The sequence below is a fragment of the Isoptericola sp. NPDC057653 genome, assembly GCF_042799955.1.
Lineage (GTDB): Bacteria > Actinomycetota > Actinomycetes > Actinomycetales > Cellulomonadaceae > Isoptericola.
On the sequence record NZ_JBHVHP010000004.1, the window covers coordinates 153,095 to 169,834 of the forward strand.

Below are 16,740 nucleotides of genomic sequence, written 5' to 3' on the forward strand. Positions count from 1 at the left end.
CGACCTGACACGTCGGGTCAGGAGCCGGGGCGGACCAGGCCGGCCTCGTAGGCCGTGACGACGGCCTGCACGCGGTCGCGGGCGTCGAGCTTGGCGAGGATGCGACCGACGTGGGTCTTCACGGTGGCCTCGGCGACGAACAGGTCGGCGGCGATCTCCGTGTTGGAGCGGCCCCGGGCCATGAGCACCAGCACCTCGCGCTCGCGGTCGGTGAGGGCGGCGAGCGCGTCGTGCTGCGGCGCGGCCTGGTCGGCCGGCAGCGCGGTGACGAGGTGCTCCAGCAGCCGGCGGGTGGACGAGGGCGCGATGACGGCGTCGCCGGCGTGCACGGTGCGGATGGCCGCGAGCATCTCCTCCGGCGGCGCGTCCTTGAGGAGGAAGCCCGACGCGCCGGAACGGATGGCTTCGAGCACGTACTCGTCGAGGTCGAAGGTGGTGAGCACGATGACGCGCGGCGCGTCCGGGGATGCGGTGAGCCGGGCGGTCGCGGTGAGCCCGTCCAGGTGCGGCATGCGCACGTCCATGAGGACGACGTCGACGCGGTGGTCGGCGAGCAGGCGCAGCGCCTGGGCGCCGTCGCCCGCCTCGAGCGAGACCTCCAGGTCCGGCTGCGAGTCGATGACCATGCGGAAGCCCGCACGCACGAGCTGCTGGTCGTCGACCAGCGCCACGCGCACGACGCCGGCCTGTCCACCGCCGGTCGGGCCGGTCGGGAAGGGGGCGTCGGTGGCGGGCGGGGTCATGCGTCCTCCTGGGTGACCGTCGGGGTGGTCGTCGACGGCCGTTCGGTCGGGGTCGGGGTCGTGGTCGGGATCGTGGTCGGGATCGTGGTCGGGGGCGCGACGGCCAGGGGCGCGCCGGGCAGCGGCAGCTCGAGGTGCACGCGGAACCCGCCGCCGCGGCGGGGGCCTGTCTCGAGCGTGCCGCCGTACAGGTTGGTCCGCTCGCGCATCCCGCGCAGCCCGAACCCGGGGTCGTCGCCGGTGGCGGCGGCGCCGCGGCCGTCGTCGAGCACCTCGAGCTCGACGGTCGACGGCGTCCAGCGCACCGCGACGGTGACGGCCGGGTCGGGCCCGGCGTGCTTGCGCACGTTGGTGAGCGACTCCTGGCACACGCGGTACAGGGTGAGTCCCATGCCGGCGGTGAGCGGGCGCGGCTCGCCGACCCGCACGTGCGAGACGCGCAGCCCGCCCTCGCGGGCCTGGGCGACGAGGTCCTCGATCTCCTCCACGCCGGGCTGCGGGGCGGGCCGGGACCCGCGGTCGTCGCGGGCGGGCCCCGCGATGAGGGCCGGGGGAGCGGCGGTCGTGCCGGGCGGCGGCGCCGGCGACCCGGGGTCGGGGGCGCCGTCGGGGGCCCCGTCCTCGTCGTCCTGGGAGCGCAGCACGCCGAGCAGCCGCCGCATGTCGGTGAGGGCCGTGCGCCCGGTGTCGCTGATGGTGCCGAGCGCGCGGACGGCGGCCTCGGGGTCGGTCGCGGCGGCGTACCGCCCGCCGTCGGCCTGCGCGACGACGATGGAGAGGGAGTGCGCCACGATGTCGTGCATCTCGCGGGCGATGCGGGCGCGCTCGGCGGCGGCGCTGATGCGCGCCTGCTGGTCCCGCTCGATCTCGAGGCGGTGGGCGCGGTCGCGCAGGGCGTCCATGGTGACGCGGCGGGAGCGGCGCACGAGGGCGAAGGCCCAGACGGCGAGCGCGGTGACGAAGCAGAAGATGCCGACGGGCACGATCTCCGCCAGGCCCGCGGCGCCCGTGCCCCCGAGCATCGCGACGGCCACGGGCAGCACGAGGAGGCTGCCGACCGCCGTCGAGCAGATCGCGGTGACGTGCGCCCAGGTGGGCCCGTACACGGTCACGGAGAAGAGGGCGACGAGGATCAGCAGGTCGCCCGGCATGATCATCGGGTACCCGGCGAGGATGTGCGCCAGCGCGACGGCGTAGACGGCCACGGCCGACGGCACCGGGCGCGTGCGGCGCCAGGGGAGGGGCGCGAGGAGCGCGAAGCTCCAGGCGATCGACGCGTTGCGCGAGAGGTACGGCTCGGCGGAGTACAGGTCGGTGGCCGAGCTGAGCACGAGCACGGCGAGCAGCACGGTCGTCGTGAGGTCGACGCCGAACCGGTGGGCCTCGAACCAGCGCCCCAGTCTCTCGATCCAGCTCATGACCGCCAGGGTAGGTGGGCGGCGCCGGCGCCGCGTCCGTCCGGGGGCGGACCGACGCACGACCGGCGTCGGTCCTGGGGAGGACGGCGGCCGGGTGCGCGACTCGGGAAACCGTGGCGGCTCTCACGTCCCAGGACCAGCGATGATGCCGCTAGCATGAGGGAATGACCCACGTACTGCTGGCCGAGGACGACCCGGCTATTGCCGAGCCTTTGGCGCGGGCTCTCACGCGTGAGGGTTACGACGTCATCGTGCAAGGAACTGGTCAAGGAGCCGTAGACAACGCCGGGAACGCGGACATCGTCGTCCTCGACCTGGGCCTGCCCGACATGGACGGCCTGGACGTGGCGCGCGAGATCCGCGGCTCCGGCCTGACCGTGCCGGTGCTGGTGCTCACGGCGCGTGCCGACGAGGTGGACCTGGTGGTCGGCCTCGACGCGGGCGCGGACGACTACGTGACGAAGCCGTTCCGCCTCGCGGAGCTGCTCGCCCGCGTCCGGGCGCTGCTGCGCCGCACGCACGGCGAGACCGGCGAGGACGAGGAGCTGCGCGCGCAGGACGTGCGTGTCGACGTCTCCGCCCACCGGGCCTTCCAGGGCGAGCGGGAGCTGCACCTCACCACCAAGGAGTTCGACCTCCTCAAGGTGCTGGTCGCGAACGCCGGCTCGGTCGTGGTGCGCGACACGCTGATGCGCGACGTCTGGGGCTCCGACCCGGTCGGCTCCACCAAGACTCTCGACATGCACGTGTCGTGGCTGCGCCGCAAGCTCGGCGACGACGCCAACGCCCCGCGCTACGTCTCCACCGTGCGAGGGCTCGGCTTCCGCTTCGAGCTCGGCGCGAGCTGACGCCGACGGGCCAGGGCTGACGTCGTGCGTCGCCGCGTCCTGCTGGCGACCATCTCGGCGGTCGCCGTCGCCGTGCTCCTGCTCGGCGTCCCCCTGGGCATCTTCGGTGCCCGGTACGTCCTCGCCATCGAGGAGCAGCGGATCACCAGCCGCGTCGACACGCTCGCGCGCGGCATCGACAACACGCTCGAGCGCGGCGACATCGTCAGCGAGGCCTCGGTGGAGCGCGCCGCCGAGGGCAACGACGGCGACCTGCCGGCGTACGTCGTCGTGACGCTGCCCGACGGCACCCAGCTGACGGCCGGGGACCCGGTCTCGGCGCCCACCATCGACAAGGCCAAGCTCACGGACCAGAACGTGTCCGTGTCGATGACGGTGTCCGCCGTCGGCGCGTACGTGAAGTCCGCGCAGACCGTGGTCCTGGTGATCATCGCCGGCATCGTCGCGATCGCCGCGGGCATCGCGGTCGCGGTCTGGCAGGCCAACCGGCTCTCCGCGCCGCTCGTGTACCTCGCGGCGTCGGCCGAGCAGCTCGGGTCGGGACAGGTGCGCCCGCGCCTGGAACCGTCGGGGGTCGAGGAGATCGACCTCGTCGCGGCGGAGCTCGCCCGCTCGGCCGACCGGCTCGCGGGCAGGCTCGCGGCCGAGCGGCAGTTCACGCAGGACGCGTCGCACCAGCTCCGCACGCCGCTGACGGCGCTCACCATGCGCCTCGAGGAGATCACGCTCGCCTCCGACGACCCCGAGATCGTCGAGGAGGCCCGCATCTCGCTCGAGCAGGTCGAGCGGCTGGTGACCGTCGTGGACGACCTCCTCGCGGCGTCGCGCCGGTCGCAGGGCGGCACGACCGAGGCCGTCGTCCTCGCGGACGTCGTGCACCAGCAGGAGGAGGAGTGGGCGCCAACGTTCGAGCGGGCGGGGCGCCGGCTGGTCGTCGAGGTCCCGGACGGGATGCAGGTGCTCGCCACGCCGGGCGCGCTGGCGCAGATCATCGCGACCCTGCTGGAGAACTCGCTCAAGTACGGGGACGGCACCACGACGGTGCGCTCGCGCCCGTCGGGCACGACCGGGGCGGTCGCCGTCGAGGTCGCCGACGAGGGCGAGGGCGTGGCGGACGACGTCGCGACCCGCATCTTCGAGCGGGGCACGACGACGGGCGGCAGCACCGGGCTCGGGCTCGCGCTGGCCCGCGACCTGGCGGCCGCCGACGGCGGGCGGCTCGACCTCGTGCAGCGCCGCCCCCCGGTCTTCGCGCTCTTCCTCGCCGGCGTGCCGCGCACGCTCGACCCGCACCTGGTGCTCCCGCCCGGCACGACCATCTCCTCGCGCGGCCGCCGGCGCGGCTGGCTGCACCACCACGGCGACTGACGCCGACCAGGCGGTTGCTCCCGGTACGAGCGCGGATCCGACCGCATCCCGGGAGCAACCGCCTGTTCGGCGAGCGGCGGTCGGCCGGTATCCTCGATGCCCGTGACCGGACCCTCTGCCTCCGCCCCTGTCGTCGCCGTCGTCGGAGGAGGTCAGCTCGCCCGGATGATGGCGCCCGCGGCCGCCGAGCTGGGCGTGGGCCTGCGGGTCCTCGTCGAGGACCCGGCGTCGTCGGCCGCCCAGGTGGTCACGGACGCCCCGGTGGGCGTGGCGAGCGACGACGCGGCGATCCGCGACCTCATCACCCCCGGTGACGGGCGGGACCCGGCCGCGGTGCTGACCTTCGAGCACGAGCACGTGCCGAACGCCCTGCTGCAGGACCTCATCGACCACGGCACGCCCGTGCGGCCCGGCCCGGACGCGCTGGTGCAGGCGCAGGACAAGATCGTCATGCGGCGCCGGCTCACCGACCTCGGCCTGCCGTGCCCGCGCTGGGCGGCCCTGCCGACCGATCCCGCCGAGGCGCGCGACGCGCTCGCCGCGTTCCTCGCGGACGAGGACGGGCACGAGGCGGTCGTGAAGACCTCCCGCGGCGGCTACGACGGCAAGGGCGTGCGCGTCGTCTCGTCGCCGGACGACGTCGCCGACTGGCTGCGTGCCGTCGCCGACGGCGGGCCCGCGCTGCTCGTGGAGCGCAAGGTGCCGTTCGTGCGCGAGCTGGCGGCGCTGGTCGCGCGCCGCCCGTCGGGCGAGGTGCGCACCTGGCCGGTCGTCGAGTCGGTGCAGCGCGACGGCGTGTGCGCGGAGGTCGTGGCGCCCGCGCCCGACCTGGACCCGGCCGTCGACGCGGAGGCCCGCCGGATCGCGGTCGCCGTCGCCGAGGGGCTGGACGTCACCGGCGTCCTGGCCGTCGAGCTGTTCGAGACCCGCGAGGCCGACGGCAGCACCGCCGTGTGGGTCAACGAGCTCGCGATGCGCCCGCACAACTCGGGCCACTGGACCATCGACGGTGCGGTGACGAGCCAGTTCGAGCAGCACCTGCGGGCCGTGCTCGACCTGCCGCTCGGCGACACCTCACCCCGCGCGCCGTGGACCGTCATGGCGAACGTGCTGGGCTCCACCCTCGACGCCCTCACGGACGCCCTGCCCGAGGTGCTCGCGCGCTACCCCGAGGCCCGCGTCAACCTGTACGGCAAGGGCATCCGCCCGGGCCGCAAGCTCGGCCACGTCAACGTCAGCGGCACCGACCTCGACGACGTGCGCCGGCGAGCGCTCGGCGCGGCCGCCCTGCTGCGGGGCGAGCAGCCCGCGCACGAGACCACCTCGCACGAGGACACCACGAGCAAGGAGCACGCATGAGCACGCAGCCCGTCGTCGGGATCGTCATGGGGTCGGACTCGGACTGGCCGGTGATGGAGGCCGCGGCGGACGCGCTCGCCGAGCTGGGCGTCGAGGTCGAGGTGGACGTCGTCTCCGCGCACCGCATGCCGACGGAGATGATCGACTACGGCCGCGCCGCGTCCGAGCGCGGGCTGCGCGTGATCGTCGCCGGCGCGGGCGGCGCCGCCCACCTGCCCGGCATGCTCGCCGCCGTCACGCCGCTGCCGGTGATCGGCGTCCCCGTGCCGCTGCGCTACCTCGACGGCATGGACTCGCTGCTGTCCATCGTGCAGATGCCGGCCGGCGTGCCCGTCGCGACGGTATCGATCGGCGGGGCCCGCAACGCGGGTCTGCTGGCCGCGCGCATCCTCGCGGCGGGGACGGACGACGAGTCCCTCGCCCTGCGCGAGCGGATGGTCGCCTTCCAGGCGGAGCTCGGCGACGTCGCCCGCGCCAAGGGCGACAAGCTCCGCGCGGCCCGCGAGGGCGCGCGGCGCACCGGCTTCTCCGCCTGACCCGGCGGCGTCCCGCCCGGGACGCGCGAAGGCCCCGCGAGGTACGTCCTCGCGGGGCCTTCGTCGTCGCAGGTGCGGGTCCCGTCCGTCAGCCGGGGAGACCGCCCACGGTGCTGCCCGGCTCGAGGTTGCCGTCGCGGACGTCGGCCCAGAACTTCTCGGTCTTGTCGGCGTCGAGCAGCACGGTGGAGCCCACGCCCGTGCCCGGGTTGTAACCCGGGTTCTCGATCGGCGGGGTGCCGGTGACGCCCTTCGGTCCGGTTGCCGCCTTGAAGGCGAGGCCCAGGCGGCCGAGGTCGACGATGCCGGACTTCTCGTCCACGGTGAGGGCGTCGGTGCCGGCGTTGACCAGCTGGACCTGGTCGACCGGGTTGAGCAGGACGCTCGGCTTGACGACCTTCGCGGCGACGGCGGCGATGACCTGCTGCTGCCGCTCGGCCCGGCCGATGTCGCCCTTGGGGTCGGAGTACCGCATGCGGGAGAACGCCAGCGCCGTCTTGCCGTCGGCCATGTGGCAGCCGGCCTCCCACGTGAGCTCGCTCTTGGGGTCGTCGACGTCGCGGTCGTAGCAGAGCCGGACGCCGCCGACGGCGTCGACGATCTCCTCGACGCTGCCGAACCCGACCTCCGCGTAGTGGTCGACGGTCAGGCCCGTGAGGCCCTCGACCGTCTCGACCAGCAGGGGAGCGCCGCCGAAGGAGTACGCGGCGTTGATCTTGTTCGCCTTGTGCCCCGGGATCTCCGTGTACGTGTCGCGGGGGATCGAGATGAGGGCGGCGGGCCCGCTGCGCGGCTTGTGCAGCACCATGATCGTGTCGGTGCGGGCGCCCGACGTCCCGTCCTCGGGCACCGTGCCGGTGCCGCGCTCGTCCGACCCCGCCAGCAGGTAGGTGGTGCCGGGCGTCCCCGCCGCGTCGGACAGGGCGTCGACGTGCTGGATCTTGCCGTTCGCCCAGACGATCAGGCCGATCGGCCACGCGAGCAGGAGCACCAGCAGGAGCACGAGGACCAGGCCGGCGACCCGGCCCTTGCGGATGCGGAAGCCGCCACCGCCCGCCGTGGCCGCCGCGGCCCCGCCCGGACCGGCCGGCGGCGGGGTGCTGCGACGTGCGGGCTGGGCGCTGCGCGCCGAGGCGGGCATCACCCGGGTCCCGGAGCCCTGCCCCGCCGGGGAGGGGCGGGAGGCCGGGGCCGACTGCGAGCCGCGCGGCGCGTACGACCGGGGCTTCTGCGCGCCGGCCCCACGGCGCTCGGGCGGCGTGGTCGGGATCTCGCGGGAGGACTGGCGGCGGACGCGCGGCTCCACGGGGGAGGCGTCGTCGCGGCGGCCCACCCGGCCGCCCGTGGGCGGTGCGGGCGGGCGGGAGGTGCCGCCCACGGGGATGGCGTCGCCCGAGCCCTGGGGGCGGTCGGAGCGGCCGCCCGACGGCGTGAAGCTCGGCGGGATGCGCTGGTCGTCGTTGCTCATCGTGTCCCCGCGCTCAGCCGCACACCGAGGTCACGTCGGCGCCGGTGAACGCCTCCTTGCCCGCCTCGCGCGTCCGCTTCGGGTCGGGCTCCTCGCTGCTCGTGGCGTCCGCGCCGTCCTTGCCGTCGGCGGCGCCCTCGTCCGTCCCGTCGGTGGCCCCGTCGGTCGCGCCCGCGTCGTCGTTCGACACCGGGGTCGCGTCGGAGTCCTCCGCCCCCGCGTCCTTCGTCTTGCCGTCCGACTTCTTCTCGGACTCGATGGCGTCGCTCAGGGGCTTGTCGTGCTTGAGGTTCTTCCAGACCGTCTCGGCCTCGTCCGTGAAGATCACGTTCGCCCCGTTGTTGGGGTCGTACATGTACGGCGCGGTCATGAACGAGATCGTTGCAGGGCGGACGTTCCGGGCGCTGTACGCGAGCCCGGCGAGTCCCTGGATGGACGCGAAGTTGCTGCTCATCGTCATCGAGCCGGTCACGGCGCCGAGGAACTTCAGGGTCTTGGCCGGGTCGGCGAGCGTGCCGGCGCTCATCACCTCGCGGGCGAGCGCGGCCACGAGCTCCTGCTGGCGGCCGATGCGGCCGAGGTCGGAGCCGTCGCCGAGGCCGGCGCCGGTACGGGCCCGCGCGTACTTCAGCGCGGTGTCGCCGTCGAGCTCCTGCATCCCGGCGGACAGCACGAGGTGGTCCGCCTTCGGCGCGTCGATGTCGTTGGGGATGCAGATGCTGACACCGCCCAGGGCGTCGATCATCTTCTCGAACCCGGCGAAGTCGACGACGACGAAGCCGTTCATGCGCACGTCGGTGATCTCTTCGATCGTCTCCATCGCGCACAGCGCGCCCGACTCCACGTCGCCGCCGGCGTTGACGCCCTGGGCGAAGGCCGCGTTGAACTTCACCCCGTGCAGGGGCGACGTCTGGCTGCCGGACGACGTCGGGCACGACGGGACGTCGACGGTCGTGTCGCGGGGGATCGACAGCATCTCCACGCGGGACCGGTCGGACGAGATGTGCATGATCATCGTCGTGTCCGAGCGGGCGCCCAGGGTGCCGTCGCCGACGATGCCGGCGTTGTCGCCGCCGCGGCTGTCCGAGCCCATGAGCACGATGTTCAGCGGCTTCTCGGCGTTCGGGTCCTCGGGCAGGACCTCCTCGGGCCGGTCGTCGCCGAGCAGCTTGTCGGCGTCGACGGCCGTGATGTTGTTCGTGAGCCGGACCGCCGCGGTCGCACCGCCGACGGCGACGAACGCCAGGACGGCGGTCAGCCCCATCCCGAGGGTGCGCGCGAGGGTGTGCTGTCGCAGCGTGCGCGCGTGCGAGGGCCCCTTGACGGAGTCAGGGGCCGAGGCGACGTGGCGGGGGGTGTTGCGGCTCACGGGAAGCGAGCATAGAGGGTCGCTGTTACGCCGCTGCGGTGCCCGAGGACCGGGACGGTAGAGGAAATGTGTGGGTCGGTCACCGATCTCTCCTCGCGGTCGCGGCGGGCCCCGTCACTGGCCGGTCCGGGCGTACTTCGCCTCGACGGCGGCCTTCGCGGGACGCCACCAGTCCTCGTGCTCGCGGTACCACTCGACGGTCGCGGCCAGCCCCGAGCGGAAGTCGGTGTAGCGCGGCGACCAGCCCAGCTCGGTGCGCAGCCTCGACGCGTCGATCGCGTACCGCAGGTCGTGCCCGGGGCGGTCGGTCACGTGGTCGAAGTCGTCCGCGTCGCGCCCGAACAGCTCGTTCAGGGTGCGCACGACCTGCAGGTTGGACGTCTCCCCGTCCGCCCCGATCAGGTACGTCTCCCCGACACGGCCCTTGTCGAGGATCGTCCACACCGCCGCGTTGTGGTCCTCGACGTGGATCCAGTCGCGCACGTTCGCCCCCGCCCCGTACAGCCGGGGCCGCACCCCGTCGACCAGGTTGGTGACCTGGCGCGGGATGAACTTCTCGACGTGCTGGTACGGGCCGTAGTTGTTGGAGCAGTTGGAGATCGTCGCGGCCACCCCGAACGACCGCACCCACGCGCGCACCAGCAGGTCCGATCCGGCCTTCGACGCCGAGTACGGCGACGAGGGGTTGTACGGCGTGGTCGGCGTGAACTTCGCCGGGTCGTCCAGCTCCAGGTCCCCGTACACCTCGTCCGTCGAGACGTGGTGGAACCGCACCCCGTGGCGGCGCACGGCCTCCAGCAGCGTGAACGTGCCCACCACGTTGGTCTGCACGAACGGCGACGGGTCGACCAGCGAGTTGTCGTTGTGCGACTCCGCCGCGAAGTGCACCACCACGTCCGCGTCGGCCACCAGGTCGTCGACGAGCGCGGCGTCCGTGATCGAGCCCTGCACGAACGCGACCCGGTCCGCGACCGGCGCCAGCGACGACCGGTCCCCGGCGTACGTCAGCGCGTCCAGCACCGTCACCACGGCCCCCGGCCGCTCGCGCACCGTCTGCTGCACGAAGTTCGCGCCGATGAACCCGGCGCCGCCCGTGACGAGTACTCGCATGGGGGGCACCCTACCGACGGCCCACCGGCGCGGGGGAGGGGAGGGCGGGGCGAATCCGTGCGTCCGTGACGCCGGTGCGGTGCGCCTCTGGGAGACTGAGGCCGTGACGGACACCACGCGCCACGGACGCCCGGAGCCCGCCCCGCCACCCCTCACGAGCGCCCTGCGCCCGGGCCCGCGCGGCTACCGGCGCGCGGTCGTCGTGATCGCCCTGGCCGTGGCGGCGTGGGCCGCGTTGTGGGCCGTCGTGACCCCGCCGTTCCAGGCGCCCGACGAGCAGAACCACCTCAACAGCGTGCTGCGGATCGCGTACGGCGGGGGATGGCCCGCGCCCGGCGACGCCTACCTCGCCCCCGGCGTCGTCGACGCCGTCCACGAGTCCGGCTACCCGTCGGACCCGCCGGGCCGGTGGGTGCACCGGTCCGACGTGCCGCAGTTCGTCGACCTCGAGCCGGTGCCCCGCGACGAGCGCCTCCGGCTGGACACGACGAACGCGCTCGGCGACGCGTCGTCCGGCACGTCCGTGGACCAGATGACGCAGCACCCGCCGCTGTACTACGCGCTCGGCGCGGCCGCGCTGCGGGTCACCGGCCTGACGGCGGGGCGCTGGGACCTCCAGATGCTCGCGCTGCGCCTGCTCGACGTCGCGCTGCTGGCCCTGTCCGTGCCGCTCGCCGCCGGCGCCGCCCGCCGGATCACGGGCTCGCCGTCGGCGGGCCTGGTCGCGGCGACGTTCCCCCTGTTCCTGCCGCAGCTCGGGCACATCATGGGCGCGGTCAACAACGACGCCCTCGTCGTGCTCACCTGCGCGGCCGCGACGTACCTGGCGGCGCGCGTCGTCACCGGCGACCTGCGGTGGCGGGTCGCGGTGGCGATCGGCGTCGTCGTCGGGCTGGGCCTCCTCACCAAGGTGATGGCGGCGTTCGTGCTCCCGACGGTCGGCGTCGCGTACCTGCTGGCGCGCGGGCGGCGCTGGCCCGGGCGGCTCGCGCGCCTCGTGGTCGCCGGGGTGGTGGCGCTGGCCGTCGGCGGCTGGTGGTGGGTGCGCAACGTGGTCACGCTCGGCGCGGTGCAGCCCGTGGGCCTGCCGCGGGACCCGGCCACGGTGGCTCAGGTGCCCGACGGCGACGTGCCCCGCCTCATCGTGGAGAAGCTGCCGCAGGCGTTCTTCGGGAACCTCTCCTGGCTGGAGGTGCGGCTCCCGGGCGCCTGGGTGGTCCTCGGCTCGGTGGTCCTCGTCGCCGTGGTGCTCGCCGCGGTCGTGCTGCCCGGCGCACGGCGCGCGTCGCTCGCCCTCGCCCTCCTGCCCGCCGGGCTGGCGTTCGGGGTGGCGTACAACAGCTGGTCCGCGCACGCGGACACGGGCGGTCTCGTCGCGGTCCAGGGGCGGTACGTGTTCGGCGGCATCGCCGCGCTCGCGGCGCTGTTCGCCGTCGCGGTGTGGCAGCTCGTGCTCCGCCAGGACCGGCGCCTCGCGCTCGCGCTGCCGGTCGTGACGGCGCTCGCCCTGGCCGCCGCCGTCGGCGGCCTCGTCTGGGGGTTCGGCGCGTTCTACCAGGGTCCCGGCGAGACCTTCGGCGACGCCGTCGAGCGCTGGCTCGCGTGGAGCCCGCTCGCGGAGCCCGCCCTGCTGGTGGTGCTCTCGGCGGGCGTGCTGGCCCCCGTGTCCGCGCTGGTCGTCGCGGTCGGCTGGCCCCGTAGACTCGCGGCGTCCGTGGCCCCCGGCGACACGCCGGCGGCGGCCCCCGGTGCCCCGAAGGATGCGCGATGAAGCTCTTCGTCCAGATCCCGTGCCTCGACGAGGCCGGGACCCTCCCGCTCGTGCTCGCGAACATCCCGCGCGAGGTCGCGGGGTTCGAGAGCGTCGAGATCCTCGTCGTCGACGACGGGTCCACGGACGGCACCGCCGAGGTGGCCCGCCGGCTCGGCGTGCACCACGTGCTGCGCCACACCAGCACGATGGGGCTGGCCCGGTCGTTCCGCGACGGCGTCGACTACGCCCTCGCGCACGGGGCCGACGTCGTGGTGAACACGGACGGCGACAACCAGTACCCGTCGGAGCGCATCGGCGACCTCGTGGCGCCGATCGTCGCGGGGGAGGCCGACATCGTCGTCGCGGACCGGCAGACGGCGACCATCGCCCACTTCTCCCCGTTCAAGAGGCTGATGCAGCGTGTCGGCAGCCGCGTGGTGAGCGCGGCGGCGGGCACGTCGTTGCCGGACGCCGCGAGCGGGTTCCGGGCGTACTCCCGGGGCGCGCTGCTGCGGCTCAACGTGGTGACCGAGTTCAGCTACACCATGGAGACGATCATCCAGGCGGGGAACAAGCGCCTGCGGATCGCGAGCCTGCCGATCAGCACGAACCCGAAGACCCGCGAGTCGCGGCTGTTCTCCAACATCTGGCAGCACATGGGCCGCTCGGGGCGCGCGATCCTGCGCTCCTGGGTCATGTTCCGCCCGCACCTGGTCTTCCTCACCCTGGGCGCCCTGTTCTTCGTCGCCGCGGCCGTGCCCGCCGTGCGGTTCCTCGTCTACCTCGCGCAGGGCGACGCGGGCGGTCACGTGCAGTCCCTCGTCTTCGCGGGGGCGATGCTCGTCGGGGCGCTGCTGTGCCTGGCGCTCCTGGTCATCGCCGACCTGCTGCGCACCAACCGCGCCCTGGCGGAGGAGACCCTCGAGCGGATCAAGGTGCTCCAGTACGGCCGGGGGAACCTCGTGCCCGGACCCGCGGCCGTCGCCGACATCGTGCCCGACGCCGTGCCCGACGCTCTGCCCGACGCCGTGCCCGAGGCCCTGTCCGACGACGAGGACGCGCGCGCGTGATCGTCGCGTTCGGCACGTACGACGCCGCCCGGCACCCGCGCGTCGGCGTCCTCGTGGCGGGGCTGCGGGCCCACGGGTACGCCGTGCACGAGCTCGACCGGCCGCTCGGCCTCAGCACCGCCCAACGCGTGCGGATGCTGCGCCAGCCGTGGCGCCTGCCCGCGCTGCTGGTGCGCCTGCTGCGCTGCTGGGCGCTGCTCGTGGGCGACGTGGCGGCGCACCGTCGCGCGCACGGCCGCCCGGACGCCGTGCTGGTGGGCTACCTGGGGCACTTCGACGTCGTGCTCGCCCGCCTGGTGTTCGGCCGTCGCACGCCGATCCTGCTCGACCACCTCGTCTTCGCCGCCGACACCGCCACCGACCGGGGCGCGCGGGGCGCGCGCGTCGCGCTGCTGCGCGGGCTGGACCGCCTCGCCGTGACGCGCGCCGACGTCGTGCTGCTCGACACCCCCGAGCACGCACGCATGCTCGCCGACGTCGTGCCGTCGCGCGCCGCGCGCGGCCTGGTCGTGCCCGTCGGCGCGCCGCAGGAGTGGTTCGACGCCGCACCCGACGCCCGGGGGAGCGGGAGCGGCGGTGCGCACGACGACCGGCCGCTGCGCCTCGTCTTCTTCGGCCTGTTCACGCCGCTGCAGGGCACCCTCGTGCTCGCCGACGCCCTCGCCGACGCGCTGCCCCGCGCGGCCGCCGCCGGCGGGCGGGCGCTGGAGGTCACGCTCGTCGGCTCCGGGCAGGACCTGCCCGCCGTCCGCGCCCGGCTGGCCGGGGTGCCCGGCGTGACCTGGCGCGACTGGGTGGAGCCCGCCGACCTGCCCGCGCTGGTCGCCGCCCACGACGTCTGCCTCGGGATCTTCTCCGCCACCCCCAAGGGGCTGCGGGTGGTGCCGAACAAGGTCTTCCAGGGGCTGGCCGCCGGGTGCGTGGTCGTCACGTCCGACACCGGGCCGCAGCGCCGGCTGCTGGGCGACCACCTGGAGCTCGTCGCGCCCGCCGACCCCGCCGCGCTCGCCGAGCGGCTCCTCGCCCTGCGGGACCCCGGCGCGCTCGCCGCCGCCCGCGCCCGCGCGGCCACGGGGCGCGACCTCGCCCGGCCCGCGGCCGTCGTCGGCCCCCTGGCACGGCTCCTCGCCTCGCGCGGGGTGCGGCCGTGACCGGGCGCGCCGGGGCGCTGGCGCGCGCGCTCGCGGTGCTTCGCTCCCCGTGGGTGCGGTGGGGCTTCCTGGTGCTCGCGCTCGGGCTCGCCGTCTACGCCGTCGTCGCCGCGCGCGACGACCTGGCCCGCGCCGCCGCCGAGCTCTCCTGGCAGCGCCTCGCCCTGGCCCTCGTGCTGTCCGTCGCGTTCGTGCTGTGCACGTTCGTGTCGTGGCGCGTCGTCCTCGCCGACCTCGGGGCGCCCGCCGGGTTCCGCGTCGCCCTGCGCGTCTTCGGCCTCAGCCAGCTCGGCAAGTACGTGCCCGGCGGGGTCTGGAACGTGGTGGCCGCGGCCGAGCTCGGCGTCGACCACGGCATCGCGCGCCGCACCTCCGTCACGACGACGGCGGTCGCCACGCTGGTCGGCGTCGTCTCCGGCGCGGTCGTGGGCGTCGTGGCGCTGCCGTTCGTCGCCACCGGGGCGCTCGGGTCCGCGGGGCCCCTCCTGTGGCTGCTGCCCGCCGTCGCCGTCGTCCTGCTGCCGCCCGTGCTCAACCGGCTCGTCGCGTGGGCGCTGCGCGTCGCCCGCCGGCCCCCGCTCGAGCGGCCCCTCGGCTGGCGCGGCCTCGGCGCCGCGACCCTGTGGTCCGTCGCCGGGTGGCTGCTCGCGGGCGCGCAGGTCTGGGTGCTGGCCGTCGGCCTCGGCATGCCCGCCGACGCCCGCGGCGTCGCCCTCGCCGTCGGCGGCTACGCCCTCGCCTGGGTGGTCGGGTTCCTCGTCGTCGTGGTGCCCGCCGGCGCGGGCGCGCGCGAGCTGGTGCTGCTCGCGGTCCTCGCGGGGGTGCTGCCGCACGCCGAGGTGCTGCTGCTGGTGCTGGTCAGCCGCGTGCTCGTGACGCTCGCCGACCTGGCGCTCGCGGGCGCCGGAGCGCTGGCGCGCCCCCGGTAGCGGCGGGGTCAGCCGCGCAGCGTCGCGAGGTGGTCCTGGACGGCGTCGTGGGTGGGCAGGAGTCCCTGCTCCCGGGCCTCGGCGAGGCTGGGGGCGGTGGTGTCCTTGTCGGACAGCTGCGGGGTCAGCGGGGAGCCGTCGCGGGCGGTCGTGGGCCAGTCGATGCCGACCTCGGGGTCGAGGGGGTGGATGCCGTGCTCGTGGCCGGGGTCGTAGCCGGTGGAGCACAGGTAGAGCACGGTCGAGCCGTCCTGCAGGGACAGGAAGGCGTGGCCGAGGCCTTCGCCGAGGTAGACGGCGCGGCGGTCGACGTCGTCGAGCAGCACGGAGTCCCACCGCCCGAAGGTCGGTGAGCCGACCCGGAGGTCGACGACGACGTCGAGGACGGCGCCGACGGCGCAGGTGACGTACTTGGCCTGCCCGGGCGGGACGTCGGCGAAGTGGATGCCGCGCAGGACGCCGGCGGCGGAGACGGAGGCGTTGGCCTGCTGCAGGTCCAGCGGGTGGCCGAGGGCGTCGGCGAAGGGTCCGGCCTTGAACCACTCGAGGAAGAGTCCGCGGGGGTCGCCGAACTGCCGGGGGGTGATCTCGTAGGCGCCGGGCACGGCCAGCTCGCGGAACTGCACGGGTGCTCCTTCGGACGATGCGTGGGAGCGGGCCGGTCGGGGCCGCTCACGCCTAGGATCGCAGGCGTGAGCACGGTCGCCACCGACGTCCCCGCCCCGGGCCCCTCCGCCGACGCCCCCGCCGGGTCTCCCGCGCCCCGCTGGCTCGTGGTCGGCGCGGGCGGGATGCTCGCCCGCGACCTCCTGGCCGTCCTGCGCGGCGCGGGTGCGGAGGTCCGCGCCGCCCGTCGCGCGGACCTCGACGTGACCGACGCCGCGGCGGTGGCCGCGCTCGTGCGCGACGTCGACGTGGTGGTCAACTGCGCCGCCTGGACCGCCGTCGACGACGCCGAGTCCCGGGAGGGGGACGCGTTCCGGGTGAACGCCGTCGGCGCGGCCCTCGTGGCCCGGGCCGCGCACGCGGCCGGGGCGCGGACGGTGCACGTCTCGACCGACTACGTCTTCGACGGCGCCGCCACGGCCCCCTACGCCGAGGACGCGCCGCCGGCGCCCGTGTCCGCCTACGGGCGCACCAAGGCCGCGGGGGAGTGGGCCGTGCGCGCGGAGGCTCCGGACCACCTGATCGTCCGTACCGCGTGGCTCTACGGCGCGCACGGGGCCTGCTTCCCGAGGACGATGGCGCGCCTCGCCGCCGATCGTGACGAGCTCGCCGTCGTCGACGACCAGGTCGGCCAGCCCACCTGGACCCGCGACCTCGCCGACCTGATCGTCCGCCTCGTGGCGGCCGGGGCGCCGTCGGGCACGTACCACGGCACGGCCTCGGGGCAGGTGTCGTGGTACGGCTTCACGCGGCGCATCGTGGCGGGCCTCGGTACCGGGACCCGGGTCACCCCGACGACCAGCGACGCCTTCGTGCGTCCCGCGGCCCGCCCGGCCTGGTCCGTGCTCGGTCACGACGCGCTGCGGGCGGCCGGTGTCGAGCCGATCGGCGACTGGGCCGCGCGGTGGGACGCCGCCGCGGCCGACGTGCTGGCAGGCTGACCTCGCCCCGT

At 75.2% G+C, this 16,740-nt stretch carries 15 protein-coding genes; 9 read left to right on the forward strand and 6 right to left on the reverse strand.

Annotated features, from left to right (window positions below; genetic code table 11):
• Positions 1-17: 17 nt before the first annotated feature.
• Together ACFU9A_RS20310 and ACFU9A_RS20315 are read right to left on the reverse strand one after the other, a co-directional pair.
• On the reverse strand, positions 18-743 hold the full coding sequence (locus ACFU9A_RS20310; protein WP_430577115.1) for a response regulator: 726 nt from the start codon (positions 741-743) through the stop codon (positions 18-20).
• A complete protein-coding gene (locus ACFU9A_RS20315) occupies positions 740-2,161 on the reverse strand; it encodes a sensor histidine kinase (protein WP_430577116.1) in 1,422 nt (473 codons plus the stop codon). Before ACFU9A_RS20315 ends, ACFU9A_RS20310 begins: the two co-directional genes overlap by 4 nt.
• A 164-nt stretch (positions 2,162-2,325) precedes the next feature.
• On the opposite strand from ACFU9A_RS20315, the gene ACFU9A_RS20320 reads away from it, so the two are divergent.
• The 4 genes from ACFU9A_RS20320 to purE all read left to right on the forward strand — a co-directional run bounded on the left by ACFU9A_RS20320 (position 2,326) and on the right by purE (position 6,272).
• Entirely contained in the window at positions 2,326-3,009 is a 684-nt protein-coding gene (locus ACFU9A_RS20320; RefSeq protein ID WP_346456979.1) for a response regulator transcription factor, read from the forward strand.
• 24 nt (positions 3,010-3,033) lie between these two features.
• Positions 3,034-4,377: an ATP-binding protein gene (locus ACFU9A_RS20325; RefSeq protein ID WP_430577117.1), complete on the forward strand. Its 1,344-nt coding sequence runs from the start codon at positions 3,034-3,036 to the stop codon at positions 4,375-4,377.
• A gap of 96 nt (positions 4,378-4,473) precedes the next feature.
• Positions 4,474-5,736, forward strand: coding sequence for a 5-(carboxyamino)imidazole ribonucleotide synthase (locus tag ACFU9A_RS20330; RefSeq protein ID WP_430577118.1), 1,263 nt, complete (start codon positions 4,474-4,476; stop codon positions 5,734-5,736).
• Positions 5,733-6,272 carry a 5-(carboxyamino)imidazole ribonucleotide mutase gene (gene purE / locus ACFU9A_RS20335; RefSeq protein ID WP_430577119.1) on the forward strand — a complete coding sequence of 180 codons (540 nt, stop codon included), beginning with the start codon at positions 5,733-5,735 and terminating at the stop codon, positions 6,270-6,272. The genes ACFU9A_RS20330 and purE overlap by 4 nt, the downstream gene beginning before the upstream one ends.
• A gap of 88 nt (positions 6,273-6,360) precedes the next feature.
• Here purE and ACFU9A_RS20340 read toward each other — a convergent pair whose 3' ends face one another.
• The 3 genes from ACFU9A_RS20340 to rfbB all read right to left on the reverse strand — a co-directional run bounded on the left by ACFU9A_RS20340 (position 6,361) and on the right by rfbB (position 10,219).
• Entirely contained in the window at positions 6,361-7,740 is a 1,380-nt protein-coding gene (locus ACFU9A_RS20340; protein ID WP_430577120.1) for an LCP family protein, read from the reverse strand.
• A 13-nt stretch (positions 7,741-7,753) separates the two neighbouring features.
• Positions 7,754-9,109: an LCP family protein gene (locus ACFU9A_RS20345; RefSeq protein ID WP_430577121.1), complete on the reverse strand. Its 1,356-nt coding sequence runs from the start codon at positions 9,107-9,109 to the stop codon at positions 7,754-7,756.
• A 114-nt stretch (positions 9,110-9,223) separates the two neighbouring features.
• Complete coding sequence (rfbB, locus tag ACFU9A_RS20350; RefSeq protein ID WP_430577122.1) at positions 9,224-10,219, reverse strand: dTDP-glucose 4,6-dehydratase; 996 nt, start codon at positions 10,217-10,219, stop codon at positions 9,224-9,226.
• Positions 10,220-10,322: 103 nt separating this feature from the next.
• Between rfbB and ACFU9A_RS20355 the strand changes: the two genes are divergently transcribed.
• The 4 genes from ACFU9A_RS20355 to ACFU9A_RS20370 are packed head-to-tail and all read left to right on the forward strand — an operon-like array spanning position 10,323 to position 15,122.
• Entirely contained in the window at positions 10,323-11,990 is a 1,668-nt protein-coding gene (locus ACFU9A_RS20355) for a DUF2142 domain-containing protein (protein WP_430577123.1), read from the forward strand.
• Positions 11,987-13,042, forward strand: a complete 1,056-nt coding sequence (locus tag ACFU9A_RS20360; protein ID WP_430577124.1) for a glycosyltransferase family 2 protein — start codon at positions 11,987-11,989, stop codon at positions 13,040-13,042. Before ACFU9A_RS20355 ends, ACFU9A_RS20360 begins: the two co-directional genes overlap by 4 nt.
• A complete protein-coding gene (locus ACFU9A_RS20365; protein WP_430577125.1) occupies positions 13,039-14,193 on the forward strand; it encodes a glycosyltransferase in 1,155 nt (384 codons plus the stop codon). The genes ACFU9A_RS20360 and ACFU9A_RS20365 overlap by 4 nt, the downstream gene beginning before the upstream one ends.
• A complete protein-coding gene (locus ACFU9A_RS20370) occupies positions 14,190-15,122 on the forward strand; it encodes a lysylphosphatidylglycerol synthase domain-containing protein (RefSeq protein WP_430577126.1) in 933 nt (310 codons plus the stop codon). The genes ACFU9A_RS20365 and ACFU9A_RS20370 overlap by 4 nt, the downstream gene beginning before the upstream one ends.
• 8 nt (positions 15,123-15,130) lie before the next feature.
• Here the strand turns inward: ACFU9A_RS20370 and ACFU9A_RS20375 are convergent, their stop codons facing one another.
• Positions 15,131-15,748, reverse strand: a complete 618-nt coding sequence (locus ACFU9A_RS20375) for a dTDP-4-dehydrorhamnose 3,5-epimerase family protein (RefSeq protein ID WP_430577127.1) — start codon at positions 15,746-15,748, stop codon at positions 15,131-15,133.
• Between the two features lie 147 nt (positions 15,749-15,895).
• Here ACFU9A_RS20375 and rfbD point away from each other — a divergent pair, with 147 nt between their 5' ends.
• The gene (rfbD, locus tag ACFU9A_RS20380) at positions 15,896-16,729 is read left to right on the forward strand and encodes a dTDP-4-dehydrorhamnose reductase (RefSeq protein WP_430577384.1); all 834 of its coding nucleotides are present in this window, start codon (positions 15,896-15,898) and stop codon (positions 16,727-16,729) included.
• Positions 16,730-16,740 lie beyond the last annotated feature (11 nt).

Excerpts from the sequence above, each read along its gene's own strand:
- ACFU9A_RS20330 (WP_430577118.1), top strand. The coding sequence starts at position 4,474 with ATGCCCGTGACCGGACCCTCTGCCTCCGCCCCTGTCGTCGCCGTCGTC.
- purE (WP_430577119.1), top strand. The coding sequence starts at position 5,733 with ATGAGCACGCAGCCCGTCGTCGGGATCGTCATGGGGTCGGACTCGGAC.
- rfbB (WP_430577122.1), bottom strand. The coding sequence starts at position 10,219 with ATGCGAGTACTCGTCACGGGCGGCGCCGGGTTCATCGGCGCGAACTTC.
- ACFU9A_RS20360 (WP_430577124.1), top strand. The coding sequence starts at position 11,987 with ATGAAGCTCTTCGTCCAGATCCCGTGCCTCGACGAGGCCGGGACCCTC.
- ACFU9A_RS20310 (WP_430577115.1), bottom strand. The coding sequence starts at position 743 with ATGACCCCGCCCGCCACCGACGCCCCCTTCCCGACCGGCCCGACCGGC.
- ACFU9A_RS20320 (WP_346456979.1), top strand. The coding sequence starts at position 2,326 with ATGACCCACGTACTGCTGGCCGAGGACGACCCGGCTATTGCCGAGCCT.
- ACFU9A_RS20315 (WP_430577116.1), bottom strand. The coding sequence starts at position 2,161 with ATGAGCTGGATCGAGAGACTGGGGCGCTGGTTCGAGGCCCACCGGTTC.
- ACFU9A_RS20340 (WP_430577120.1), bottom strand. The coding sequence starts at position 7,740 with ATGAGCAACGACGACCAGCGCATCCCGCCGAGCTTCACGCCGTCGGGC.